Below are 13,582 nucleotides of genomic sequence, written 5' to 3'. Positions count from 1 at the left end.
AAACCGGACTTCCCGGTCACAAACCCGCCAGGCCTGCCGCTATGCTGTTGACTGAAAAATCCGATCTCATGTACCGCTTGCTGGTTCAGAGCGTGGTCGATTACGCCATTTACATGCTGACCCCCGAAGGTATCGTCGCCAACTGGAACCCTGGCGCGCAACGCTTCAAGGGCTACGCGGCGAACGAGATCATCGGGCAGCATTTTTCAGTGTTCTATACGGCTGAAGACCGCGCCGCCGGCCTGCCGGAAAAAGGCCTGGAGACCGCCCGCCGCGAAGGCCGCTTCCAGGCCGAGGGGCAGCGTCAGCGGCGCGATGGGTCATTGTTCTGGACCAGCGTCGTCATCGACCCCATCTACGATGAACAGGACGGCCGGCTGCTGGGCTACGCCAAGGTTACCCGCGACATTACCGAACGTCGCCAATACGAACTGGAGCTGCTGCGCGCCAAGGAGCTGGCCGAGCAATACAGTCAGGAAATGGCGTCATTGTCGCGCTTTCTCGACTCGGTCATCGCCAACATTCCGGCCAGTGTCGTGGTGCAGGACGTAGAAACGCAAAAGATACTGCTGGCCAACCAGCAAGCCGAGCGCCTGTTCAACGGCCAGCGCGAAAGCATGATCGATCACAGCCTCAGCGAGCGCCTGCCGCCTGCCACGGCCCAGTACCTTGAGCAACAGTTCGCCAGCGTGCGCGCCAATACCGGCGTGCGGGTTTCCGAAACCCTGGTCGAAACCGCGGCCGGCCTGCGCACTCTGCGCAGCCGGGTATTGTTGAGTCAGAGCACCGACGCGCAACCCAGCTACGTGTTGTTCGTGGCCGAAGACGTGACCGATGAACTGGCCGCCCATGCGCAGATTCATCACATGGCCCATCACGATACCCTGACCGGCCTGCCCAACCGCGTGCTGTTCAACGAACGGCTGAGTCAGGCGCTCAGACAGGGCCGCGAAAACGGTCGCATGACCGCCACGCTGTGCCTGGATCTGGACAACTTCAAGAACATCAACGATGCGCTGGGACATGCCTTTGGCGACAAACTGCTGCGCGCCCTGGGCAAACGCCTGAGCCGCCAGTTGCGCGACGAAGACACACTTGCGCGTCTGGGCGGCGACGAATTCGCGATCATCCTGCCCGGCCTGGAGCGCGCGGACGGCGCTCTGGCGACCGCACAGCGCCTGATCGACGCGATCACCCAGCCCTTCCTGCTCGATGGCCACAGCTTTTCGGTGGGCGCAAGCATCGGTATCGCCCTGGCGCCGCAGGATCACGACACGGCCGAGCACCTGCTGGGGTTCGCCGACATGGCGCTCTACGAAGCCAAGCGTAACGGCCGCAATCGCTACGAATGCTTCCGCGACGAGCTCAACGAGGCGGCGCGCAAAAGGCGCGCGATAGAAACCGACCTGCGCACGGCCCTGCACATGGGCCAGTTGCACCTGCACTATCAGCCGATCGTCGAAACCGGCACCCGACGGATTTCCGGTTACGAGGCGCTCATGCGCTGGGAGCATCCCGGCAAAGGCATGATCATGCCCAACGATTTCATTCCGATTGCCGAAGACACCGGCCTGATTCATGAAGTGGGCAGTCGCGCCCTCAATCTGGCATGTCAGGAAGCGGCCAGCTGGACGACCGAACAGTCGGTGGCGGTCAACCTGTCGCCGGTGCAGTTCAAGAAAGACGGCCTGGTCGACACGGTTCGCCTGGCGCTGGAAGACTCAGGGCTTGCGCCTCATCGTCTGGAGCTGGAAATCACCGAATCGGTGCTGCTGGACAACAGCGAAGACAATCTGCGCGTCCTGCGGGCCTTGAAGGCGCTGGGCGTAGGCATCTCGCTGGACGATTTCGGCACCGGCTATTCATCGCTGGGCTATTTGCGCTCCTTCCCCTTCGACCGGATCAAGATCGACAGATCCTTCATACGCGACATGGGCGAAAGCCGTGAGGCAATGTCCATCGTCCGGGCCATTACGGGCATGAGCAAGAGTCTGTTGATCAAGACCACCGCCGAAGGCGTTGAAACCCGAGAGCAACAAGCCCAACTGGAAGCCGAAGGATGTTCACACTTTCAGGGTTATCTGTTTGGTCGGCCGGTCGCCGCGAAAGATCGACTCAAGATAATCGGTTGAACTTGAACTCGATTATCGGCCTGAAATAAGTATCGATATATCGACCTGTCATCCGCCTTGTCATCGACAGGCGGAAAACTGACGTCAGAAAAACATGATTCGGACGACCGGCACCGGTATGTCCCGGCAAAGCGGATCGCCAGACAATCGAATAAAGCGCCCGGCACCCTGAGAATTCTCTCTTATCACCCACAAACTGATGATTCATAAGGATAAATTTTTCTAACCCGCACGACTCTCAATATTGAGTCTGAACTTCGATAACCCAAGGTTGACCGCTGTGTTTTTTAGAAGTTTCAAATTATTTGATGATGTCAAAATAATAAAAAATAACTTTGCACTCCTCTATTTCCTTTGCTAATAATCCCACCCGCTCCTGAGACAAGTACCTCTTGTCAGCTTGTTCAGCTCATGAGCACTCAGCCAATACCGCTGTATATGCCTGACCCGATATCAATTCATCAGTGACTTGAGTCTATTGCCTCGAGGACGCTGCGGCGGCGCATGAAATAAATGCGTGGGAGTAATCAATGGCTCAAGTCAGACCTCGACTCAAAGTACTTTCGATTTTCGGAACGCGTCCCGAAGCCATCAAGATGGCACCGCTGGTCAAGGCGCTGGCTGCCGAACCTGGCATCGACTCGCGCGTCTGCATCACCGGCCAGCATCAGAGCATGTTGCAGCAGGTGCTGGAACTGTTCGAACTCAAGGCCGATTACAGCCTGAACGTGATGACGCCCGGACAGACCCTGAACACCCTGACCGCCGCCCTGTACGCGGCCATCGATCCGGTGCTGGAGCAGATGCAGCCCGACCGCGTGCTGGTCCATGGCGACACCACCTCGGCCATGGTCGCGGCCATGTCGGCGTTCCATCGACGCATTCCGGTCGGTCATGTCGAAGCCGGGTTGCGCACGGGCGATATCTATCAGCCGTGGCCTGAAGAAATGAACCGGCGCAGCATCGACCTGATCTCCGATCAGCTGTTCGTCCCCACCGACGGATCGCGGCGCAATGTTCTGGGAGAGCGCCTGCAGGGCACCTCCTTCGTGACCGGCAATACCGTGATCGACGCCCTGCAGATGACCGCCCGGCGTATCGACGATAACCCCCGCCTGCGCCATGCGCTGGATCGCCAGTTCGGTTTCCTGATGCCCGGACGCAAGGTGTTGCTGGTCACCGGACATCGCCGGGAAAACTTCGGCGACGGTTTCCTGAATATCTGCAAGGCCCTGAGCCTGCTGGCCAAGCGCGAGGACCTGCAGATCGTCTACCCCGTGCACCTCAATCCCAACGTGAAAGAGCCGGTGACCCGCCTGCTGGGCGATCTGCCCAACGTGCATCTGATCGAGCCGCTCGACTACCTGTCGTTCGTGCGCCTGATGCAACTGGCCCACGTGATCCTCACCGACTCGGGCGGCGTGCAGGAAGAAGCGCCGTCGCTGGGCAAACCGGTGCTGGTCATGCGAGAAGTCACCGAGCGCCCCGAGGCCGTGGCGGCCGGGACGGTGCGCCTGGTCGGCGCCGACACCGATGGCATCGTGCACGGCGTCTGCGCCCTGTTCGACGACGAGTTCCTGTGGCGCAGGACCTCCAGAGCCGCCAATCCGTATGGCGACGGCCGGGCCTGCGAGCGCATCGTCAATGCGCTGATGGGCCGCGAGGTGGACGAGTTCGTCGCTCATCCGCCGGCCGGCCGGGGCTCGCTCCAGGCCACCGCCAATACCCGATTTCATTAGAACGGCGCTCCGCAGCCTTGCTGCGGCAACCACGTCGCGATTGATCCCCTGATACCTGTATTGACCGAGAATTAACCCCACATGACGTCTTCCGTTACCGTAAACACGGCCGCGCTGAGCGCCTTCGTCTGCGCGCTGGGCCTGGTGCCCGCCTGCGCCTTCGCCATCGAGACTCCGCTGAGCCAGGCGATCAGCCGGCTGAATGCCGATACGTCCCAGCAGCGTGTGGTCGCGCTCAAGGATCTGGGCATCGATCGGCCGATCATCCTCGATGCCAGCGATGCGCGCCGCGAGCTGTACCTGCCGGTTCCGGCCGACGTCCCGTTGACCGACGCAACCCTGAATTTCGACGCCAGCTACCTGAACGGCGAGTCGGCGCGCAATACCTTGCTGCTGTCGCTGGACGGTTACCCGGTGCGCGCGCTGGGGCTCAACGAGCCGCAGGGCAACGCCAACGTCGAAGTGGGCGTGGACAAGGCTGCGCGCGCCAATGGCTCGTTGCGCCTGGGCGTGGCCTGGTCGTCGATTGCGCCGCGGGTGTTGTGCGAAGAGCAGCGCGCGATCGGCAACGTGCTGCGCATCGACCCGCAGACCCGGCTGAGCTACAGCTACGACGCACGCTATCTGAACAACGTGGGCGCCGCCTGGAACGCCTTGCCGGGTAAACCGGGCATCCTGGTCGCGCCCGGCGCGCTGTCCAGCGCCAGTTACGACGCGGCCTGGCGACTGGGCGTGGCGCTGCAGCGCATCGGCAAACAGGCGCGAATTCTGCCGTTCCCGACGCCGCAGACCCGCATCGATCTGAGTGAGGTGCGCATCCCGGCCGAACTCAAGCAGATCCCGGCCTTCGCCAGCCTGGATCATCAGGGCCAGCACACCCTCAAGGACGCCGCTGAAATCGGCGCTCTGCTGGTCCTGGGCCAGACACCGGCGCTCAACGCCGACCTGGCCATCCATGATCCGCAACTGGCGAAAGCGATCAACGATTCGCTGGATGCGCTGCAAAGTCAGGTCCAGAGTCTGGATCCTGAAGCGGCCAAAGCCTTGGGCCAGTGGCGCGCCAGCCGCATCAACGCGACCCTCGACAACAGCGCCAGCGTGCGCCTGGGCATGCTCGGCGCCCATCCGCTGTTGATGGTCAATCATGACGCGGTCGACAAGGCCATTGGCGTGTTCGGCTCTGCGTGGAACGCACTGGCCCGCGAGCGTCAATTGACCCTGGGCGAAGAAGTCGCGATGCCGTTGAGCGAAGACGGCCGCATCGCCCTGTCACGCCTGGGCGGCAAGCCGGGCAACCTCGACGTGCTGGCCCGCAGCGACTGGAGCACTTCGTTCCCGCTGGGCAGCATCGCCTATGACGGTCGGGTCCCGGTCAATGCCGTGATCGACGTGGCCGCCGCGCCCGGCGCAACCAGCACCCCGCCGGTCGCGACGGTGTTTTTCAACGATTACCTGATCGGCGCGACGCAGCTCAATGCCAACGGCAAGAAAGAGCGCATCGAAGCGCGCATTCCGCGCTACGCCCTGGCGGCGCAGAACACCTTGCGGGTGTCGTTCCAGCGTCAGCCGGTGAGCAATGAATGCCGGGAAACTCCGCAGCCGTTCCCGGTTTCGGTGCAGCCCACCAGCCATATCACCCTGGACAAGGTCGACGTGGGGAATGATTTCTCCGGCATGGCCGCGCGCTTCGCCCAGAACACCCAGGTGCTGGTGCCGCAGGGTTACCTGGAGCATCCGGCCGACAGCCTGCCGCGGGTGATCCACATCGCCAGCGCCACTGGCGTCTCGCCCCTGCGCGCAACGCTTGCGGTCAGCGCCGATGGCAATGCCGCCGTCACGCCGGAACGCGCATTCCTGGCTTTCGAGCTGCCGGTCAAGGACAGCACCGAGGCGGTGCAGGTCAGCGCCGACGGCCACCTGTTGATCCACCACAAGGATCAGGCCCTGCTGGACCTCAAGAGCCTCAATCACATGGCCTCGCTGCAAGTGGTCGAATCGGCGAGCCAGCATGGCATCGTCTACCGCACCCTGGGCGGCCAGCCGCCGGTCTTCGAACAGCCATTGGTGCTGGAGCGCGGCAACGTCAGCCTGCTGGGCAATGAAGGCGCGATCAGCACCTTCGATGCCAAGGATCCGACCGGCAGCCTGATGATCGACAGTGAAGAGCCCAAGGGACTGGATGCCTGGCGCACGCCATCGTGGCTGTGGCTGATTCCGGCCGGCGTCATCTTCTTCCTTGTGCTCCTGCTGGCCGGCCGTCGCGCCCGTCGCAATCGCCAGTAACGGGACGCCTCGATGACCTCGCTCTATTGGCCTTACTGGCTGGCCCACTACTACAGCGTGCTGGAGGTCGCGACCATCGTGGTCGGGACCATCATCCTGATTTCGAGTCTGGACGATCTGGTCATCGACCTGTGGTACTGGGCCCGGCGCCTGTACCGCAAATTCACCGCCGAGCGCCGTTACCGGCCGCTGACCGTGCAGCAATTGACCGAACGGGACCAGCAGCCGCTGGCGATCATGGTCCCGGCCTGGCTGGAATACGACGTCATCGCGCCGATGATCGAGAACATGGTGTCGACCCTCGACTACCAGAACTATGTCGTGTTCGTCGGCACCTACATCAACGACCAGCGCACCATCGACGAGGTGGAGCGCATGCGGCGGCGCTACAAGCAGCTGCATCGCGTCGAGGTGCCACATGCCGGCCCGACCTGCAAGGCCGACTGCCTGAACTGGGTCATCCAGGCGATCTTCCTGTATGAGCAGACCCACTCGCTCAGCTTCGCGGGCGTGGTGCTGCACGACAGCGAAGACGTCCTGCACCCGCTGGAGCTGCGCCTGTTCAACTACCTGTTGCCGCGCAAGGACATGATCCAGCTGCCGGTGGTGTCGCTGGAGCGCAACTGGTACGAGTGGGTCGCCGGCACTTACATGGACGAGTTCGCCGAATGGCACGGCAAGGATCTGGTGGTGCGCGAAAGCATGACCGACAGCGTGCCGTCGGCGGGCGTCGGCACCTGTTTCTCGCGACGCGCCTTGCAGGTGCTGGTCGATGAAAACCAGAACCAGCCGTTCAACACCGACAGTCTCACCGAAGACTACGACGTGGGCGCGCGTCTCTATCGCTACGGCATGACCTCGATCTTCGTACGCTTCCCGGTGCAGTTTCGCGTGATGCGCAAGTCGTGGTTCCGCCCCGCCTACGAGTCGACGCTGAACATGCCGCTGTGCGTGCGCGAGTTCTTTCCCGATACTTTCCGCACCGCTTTTCGCCAGAAAGCCCGCTGGACACTGGGCATCGGCCTGCAAGGCTGGGAGCAGATGGGCTGGACCGGCTCGCTGGCCAACCGCTACCTGCTGTTTCGTGACCGCAAGAGCGTGGTGACTTCATTCGTCAGCATCATTGCCTATCTGATCCTGATCCAGCTGGTGGCCTTGATCGTGCTGCGCGCCAGTGGCCTGTGGGACACCAGCTTCCCGACGCCTTTCGAAACCACCGGCCTGATCCAGTACCTGCTGATCGCCAACGGCTTCGCGCTGCTGTGGCGGATCATCCACCGCTGCTATTTCACCTCGGTGCTGTACGGCTGGCAGCATGGCCTGCTGTCGATTCCGCGCATGGTGGTGGGCAACTTCGTCAACTTCATGGCCGCGGCCCGGGCCTGGCGCATGTTTCTGGTGGGCAAGCTGCTCAATCGCAAGCTGGTCTGGGACAAGACCATGCATGATTTCCCGTCCGCCGACCTGGTGGCCCATGCGCCGCGCAAACTGGGCAGCGTGCTGGTGTCGTGGCGGGCCATTGAAGACCACGAATTGCAGAGCGCCCTGGATGAGCAGCAGACCCGCCAGCTGCCGCTGGGACGCATTCTGCTCAGCCACGGCTGGCTCGACGATGAAACCCTGGCCGAAGCCATCGCCTTTCAAAGCGGGCTGCCACGGGTGTTCGATGTGGCGAGCAAAGCGCAGCCTTCCTCGGTACTGGATAACGAATTCGCACTGCGCTGGCGTGCCATTCCGCTGGCGGCCGATCAGCAGGGCCGTGCGCAAATCGCCGTCGCCAGCCCGCTGCCCGATGAAGGTCGCCGGCAACTGACCGAACACTTCGGTATGGAACCTGTGCAGCTGATTGCCCGGGAAAACGAGATCGTCGAGCAACTGCGCCAACGGGGCATCGTTCGCGGCCAGCCGCTGTCTTCCAGCGCGCCGTTGCTGGGCGACTTGCTGATCGAGGAAGGTTTGCTGGATCGCCAGACCTTCGCCCGCGCCATGCTCCATTACCGTCCGCAAAAGCATGGCCGGATCGGCGACTACCTGGTGGATACCGGCGTATTGCCGCGCGAAACCATCGAACAGGCCGTGGCGCGACAGCACAGTCGCGTCTCGCTAGAACCGGCGGGAGGCCAGCCGCAATGAAGCGCGCTTTCTCATTGAGCTTCGCCGCGGCCCTGGTGCTGACACCTTTGCTCGGCCAGGCCGAGGTGCTGCCGCTGCCGTTGAGCGGTCCGGCCTACATCCTCGCCAACCAGGCGTATGCCGCCTACGACCGCAAGGATTACGACCTGGCGATCGCCAAGGCCACGGAAGCACTGCGCCAGCGCAGCGATGCCACGCAATTGCGCACGCTGATCGCCCTGGCCGAGCGCGACAAGCAACGCCGCGATCATCCCCAGCGCTACCAGCCGTCACGCCCCGGCCCGGGTTTCGCCGCGGCGGCGCAAGCTTTCAAGGCTTACGATCGGGACGATTTCGACCTGGCGGCCCGCCAGGCGCGCAAGGCCATTGCCCAGGCGCCCGGACGCATGGACTACCGGATGCTGTTGATCGAGTCCTTGCAGCGTCAGCAACGACTGGAGGAGGCTGATCAGGCCACCGCTCAAGCGTTGCAGGCGTTTCTCGATGACGACGCGCTGTTGATGCGCCGCGAAGCCATTCGCCGGCAACTGGCCGCGCCGCTGGCCATCGAAGGCTACCGTGCGCTGGAACAGGGAAATCTGACACTGGCCGAAGACCGAGCCCGCAAGGCCGTAGGCTGGGCGCCGGAAATCGGCGCCAATCAACAGCTGCTGATCAGCACCCTGCTGGCCGCGCAACAGTATCCTGCCGCCGAACAGGCGGCGACCGGCGCGCTGGCCCAGGACGATGAAGAGATCGCCCCGTGGATTCTGCGCAGCTATGCCTTGAATCGCCAGGGCAAGACCCGGGCGGCCCGCGACGATCTGCGTCAGGCGCTGGCCATCAGAGGTTTGCTGGATTCGGAAGTCCGCGAGATTCGTTTCTTCGCCGCCGATCTGGCGCTGGCCAATGGCGATCCGCAACAGGCGCTGGAGCAGTTGCAGGCATTGCCGCCCGATGACAGCGGCGAACTGGCACGGCGCCGGGCGGCGGCGCAGGTCGCGTTGCGCAGGCAAGGCGAAGGGCTCGACACCGCCGCACGCTTTGCGGCGCCGTCGCTCAACTGCCAGGAAAGCGCCTTCGGCCTGATCTGCGATATCTGGCCGGGCAATCAGCGTGACAACGGCACCGATCTGGCGATCCAGGCGTACGCGGCACTGGCGAACAAGGATGCGGCTTCGGCGCAATCGCTGGCCGAAGAAGCCATTCGCCGCGCGCCGCGCAACCCGGCTTATCGCAGCCTGTTGGTCAGCACGCTGACCGAACAGAAGCAGGTGCCTCAGGCTATCGAGGCTGCCAGTCAAGGCTTGCAGGCCAATGGCGACGATGCCCGATTGCTGGCCCAGCGCGGCCGCCTGCGCCAGCAGACCGGCGACGACGCCGGCGCTCGCCGGGATTTCACCCAGGCCCTGGCATTGGGCAGCCTGCCGTCTTACGAAGAAGCCAGCCTGTATGCCGCCCTCGGCCAGCGCCGCACTGCCCGCGAACGCTTGCAGCAAGCGCGTGACGCCGGCGAGCTGCAGGCCATGAGTGACTTGCAGGTGGCGTATGTCTCGGTTCAGGCCGGCGACGATGAAGCCGCTCATGAAGCCTTCGCTAAAGCGGACGCCGATACCGGCCTGACTCCGACCGCGACCCAGGACGCGGCCTACAACGCCATGCGGGTCAATGACGACCAGCAGGCGGTGGGCTATTTCAAACGGGTCATCGATGCCGAAAAGGCCGGCGAGCTGGACCTGTCCGACAGGCAACTGTTCGATACCCGTCGCGCCGTGGCCGATGTGTCGCGGACCTGGGGGCTGATCAGCACTACCAGCTATCGCGGCAACACCTCCAGCAGCGGGCTGAGCGCCGCGCCGTCCACCGGCGGCTCGGACAACGGCCGACGCGGCGACAGCAGCAACGACAGCCTGCAGAACAGCACCGAACTGTCGTGGCGTCCGCTGGGTTATCGCAATGCGCGGTTCGTCGAACTCTACGGGCGTGTCACCGATACGCTGTGGAGCAAGAACAACGATTCGGACACCGGCCTGGATGCGCTGCAAGGCGCCGTCGGGGTGCGGGCCAAGCCGTTCTCGTCGCTCAATATCATGACCGCGCTGGAGCGTACCTTTCCGCTGGGGTCCTCCGATGTCGATGGCGACTGGCTGGTGCGCCTGGGGTATGGGTCGAGCATCGGCACCGACCTGCGGGTCGACACCGACAGCTGGTGGACGTCGCAGCTGTTCGCCGAGGCAGGACGCTACCTGGAGGACTCGCGCAATTACTTCAACAGCGAGTGGCAAGGCGGGCGCAGCTACGCCATCGGCGGGGCGGGTTCGCGCTGGGTGAGCTTTCCCCATGTGGTGGCCGCGTTCGATTACGACTCGAAAATGGACAGCCGCAGCCGCGCCGATGGCGGCACCGATTATTCGTCCGGCACCGCCGCGGGAATCGGGGTGGGGCATAACCTGCGCTACTGGTTCCGCGAGGACGCCTACAACGCCCCGCGCTCCTACGTGGACTTTTCTCTGCAATATCGCGTGAAGCTGTCAGGCGATGACCGCGCCAAAGGCGTGTTCGCGCGGATGACTTTCTCTTGGTGAGGACCTTTATGCACCTTCGTATCTGCCTGGGACTGAGCCTTGGTCTGGCTTCGGCCATGGCTTGCGCCGCCCCTGAAATCGCTCAGCTGTACGCCTCGAAACTGCCGGAAGGCTCGGCGCTGGTGCGGGTGGTCAACCCTTCCGACACCCCGGCGCAAGTGCGCTTGAATCAGGGCACGGATTTTACGTTGTCGGCCACCGCGACCGTGGCCAGTGCGTTCCAGGTCGTGGACTCGCGCCGGCCTTTGCACCTGACGGTCAATGGACGCGAAATCAAAGAGCTGAACGCCCCGAAAAACGCCTGGGTGACGCTGATCCTCGGCCAGGACCCGAGCGCCGCGCCGCGCATGGTCATCGACCCGCCATCCAGGGGCAAGGATCTGCGCGCCGAGCTGAACATCTACAACCTCGCCGCCGGCTGCGCCAAGGCCGATGTCCAGCTGGCCAATGGCGCCAGTGTGTTCAACGCCCTGCCGCTGGACGGCCAGGCGCAGCGCACCATCAACCCGGTGCAGGCGACCCTGACTGCCAGTTGCGGCCAGCGCAAGAGCCTGCCGTTCAAGCTTGCGCCTTTCAAGGCAGGCGATCGCTACAGCCTGTTCCTGGTCGGTTCGGCCCAGGCGCCACGCCTGGTCGGCCACGTTGACCAGAGCGCGCCATGAAGACTCGCCTTCTGCCTTTGGGCGCGTTGATTGCCGGCGCCTTGCTGAGCCTGTCGAGCACGGTTCACGCCGCCTCGGCGGTCATTACCGGCCAGGATGGCTGGCTGTTTCCCGCCTGGGAGAGCCTGAGCACCGTCGACAATCCCGGCATCACGCGCACGGTCGCGCTGCTCAAGGATGTCCGCCAGCAACTGGAGCGCAAACACATCAATCTGGTGGTGCTGGTCGTTCCCATGAAAGCGCCGCTCTACACAGGGCGCCTGCCGGCGGACAAGCCGTTGAGTCCGGCCGTGGCCCAGCGCTATGACCGCTTGCAGGCCGACCTGAACAAGGCCGGGCTGACGACGCTGGATCTCAAGCCAATCCTGCGCAACACCGAGACCGGCCAGCAGACCGCGTTCTACCGCGCCGATTACCACTGGACGGCCTGGAGCGCGGAAAACACCGCCGATGCCGTGGCCGGCCTGATCGGCGAACGCTACCGGCTGCAAGGCGAACCCGGTGGCGGGGCGGTGCTGGGCGAGTGGTTCGACAAGCGCGCATTCGGCGACCTGGCGGCCAATTTCCTGCCGGCCGTCAAGCGCAAGGCGATCGGCCGGGATATCTATACCGTTCGCCATCAGGTCGAGGAACACGACTTGCTGATCGACGATGCGCCCGCTCCGGTCCAGGTGATCGGCAACAGTTTCGTGCAGCCTTACCTGGGCTTCACCCAGAAACTGTCCAATGCGCTGGATCGTCCGGTTTCCCTGACCTGGAACCCCGGCGACGTAGGGCCTTGGGCAACGATGCTGCAATACCTGGAGTCGCCGGATTTCGCCGCGCACGCACCGCAAGTCATTGTCTGGCAATTCAACGAGGGCCAGTTCCATCAGGGTCCTGACGCCGCTGCCAACTGGAACCCCAAGGGCGTGATTACGACCGCGCAATGGCGAAAGCGTGTCGCCGAGGCGCTGCGTTGAGCCTGCCCGGCAAAAAATGGGGGCGTGCTACCGTCAGGGTTCTGCTGCTTGCAGCGACTTTGGGGATGGGCACTGCCATGTTGTATGTCACTGCATCGAAACCACTCAAGCCGGGCATCGTCGGAATGGTCTGGCAGCCGGATAACCTGACGGTCGGCATCAAGGGAGACTGGGAAAAACTGGGCGCACGCGAACTGCTGGTGCAATGGACAGTGGTGGACGGGCTGTCCTTCGTGCCGGGTTCCGGTTTGCCGCAAGTGCCCGTGCTGCCCGACTGGTCGCGCATCGCCAAGGAGCCCTGGGCGCAGGACGTGATCCTGGGCCTGGCCGGTTTTTTCAGCGAAAACCGCTCCCGGGACAACATCGAAGAACTGGCGGCGTTGTCTGAACGCATCGCCAAGGTCAAGACGCCGCTGAACGTGACAGGCTGGTACTTCCCCGCTGAAGTCGACCCCAGCTGGAGCCGGGCCAGGGAGCTGCCCGCCCTGCTCGCCAAGCTGCCCAGACCGCTGTGGATCAGCGTCTATGACGGCGGCAATATCGGGCCGCAGGCAACTGCGGACTGGCTGAAAAGCTGGTTACCGGATGATATCGGCGTGTTCTTTCAGGACGGTGTCGGGGTCTATACCCGCACCGCGCCGGTAGCTCGCAAATATGCCGATGCCTTGCGCGATACCCTGGGCGCCAGCCGTGTCAGGATCATCGCCGAAGCCTTCCGCCCGCAATACGGCGGCGGGTTCCGCTCCGCGACCGCCGAGGAGCTCAAGCCTCAACTCGCCGAGTACGACGGCTATCCCCTCTATCTTTTCGACGGCCCACATTATGTGACGCCGGAGCTGGTAAAGGCTTTGACGGATAAGCCTTGATTGAAGCTGTTACTTCTATCGCCAGCAAGCTGGCTCCTACGGTTCGCGGCGACGTAGGAGCCAGCTTGCTGGCGATTTGCATTGTCCACCTATGATGGACAGTCAAACCCTTTACAGCCGCTTTTTCGCTTCCAGAGCGATCAGTAATCTGTGCCCATGTTGAACGAACAGCCCTTATCTCTCCTACCAACGAAAAGGATTTGAACATGAGCACAGCAACCTACAACCGCCTCAACAAAGA

At 63.3% G+C, this 13,582-nt stretch carries 8 protein-coding genes; all 8 read left to right on the top strand.

All coding sequences use genetic code 11. The features are described from left to right. The first annotated feature begins 41 nt into the window (after nt 1-41). The 8 genes from TRP66_RS21385 to TRP66_RS21350 all read left to right on the top strand — a co-directional run bounded on the left by TRP66_RS21385 (nt 42) and on the right by TRP66_RS21350 (nt 13,341). Complete coding sequence (locus TRP66_RS21385) at nt 42-2,132, top strand: putative bifunctional diguanylate cyclase/phosphodiesterase (protein WP_333406907.1); 2,091 nt, start codon at nt 42-44, stop codon at nt 2,130-2,132. Between the two features lie 530 nt (nt 2,133-2,662). After that, nucleotides 2,663-3,871 carry a non-hydrolyzing UDP-N-acetylglucosamine 2-epimerase gene (wecB, locus tag TRP66_RS21380; RefSeq protein WP_333406906.1) on the top strand — a complete coding sequence of 403 codons (1,209 nt, stop codon included), beginning with the start codon at nt 2,663-2,665 and terminating at the stop codon, nt 3,869-3,871. A gap of 81 nt (nt 3,872-3,952) precedes the next feature. Next, nucleotides 3,953-6,154, top strand: a complete 2,202-nt coding sequence (locus TRP66_RS21375) for a cellulose biosynthesis cyclic di-GMP-binding regulatory protein BcsB (RefSeq protein WP_333406904.1) — start codon at nt 3,953-3,955, stop codon at nt 6,152-6,154. A gap of 12 nt (nt 6,155-6,166) precedes the next feature. Next, entirely contained in the window at nt 6,167-8,287 is a 2,121-nt protein-coding gene (locus TRP66_RS21370; protein WP_333406902.1) for a glycosyl transferase family protein, read from the top strand. Next, complete coding sequence (locus tag TRP66_RS21365) at nt 8,284-10,851, top strand: NfrA family protein (protein ID WP_333406900.1); 2,568 nt, start codon at nt 8,284-8,286, stop codon at nt 10,849-10,851. Before TRP66_RS21370 ends, TRP66_RS21365 begins: the two co-directional genes overlap by 4 nt. An 8-nt stretch (nt 10,852-10,859) precedes the next feature. Next, nucleotides 10,860-11,513: an alginate O-acetyltransferase AlgF gene (locus tag TRP66_RS21360; RefSeq protein WP_333406898.1), complete on the top strand. Its 654-nt coding sequence runs from the start codon at nt 10,860-10,862 to the stop codon at nt 11,511-11,513. Then, entirely contained in the window at nt 11,510-12,475 is a 966-nt protein-coding gene (locus tag TRP66_RS21355) for an alginate O-acetyltransferase AlgX-related protein (protein ID WP_333406896.1), read from the top strand. The genes TRP66_RS21360 and TRP66_RS21355 overlap by 4 nt, the downstream gene beginning before the upstream one ends. A gap of 65 nt (nt 12,476-12,540) precedes the next feature. Beyond that, a complete protein-coding gene (locus tag TRP66_RS21350) occupies nt 12,541-13,341 on the top strand; it encodes a hypothetical protein (protein WP_333406894.1) in 801 nt (266 codons plus the stop codon). Nucleotides 13,342-13,582: the final 241 nt, after the last annotated feature.

This window comes from Pseudomonas sp. JDS28PS106 (assembly GCF_036706555.1).
GTDB lineage: Bacteria > Pseudomonadota > Gammaproteobacteria > Pseudomonadales > Pseudomonadaceae > Aquipseudomonas.
This window is presented reverse-complemented; position numbering and strand designations above follow the sequence as displayed.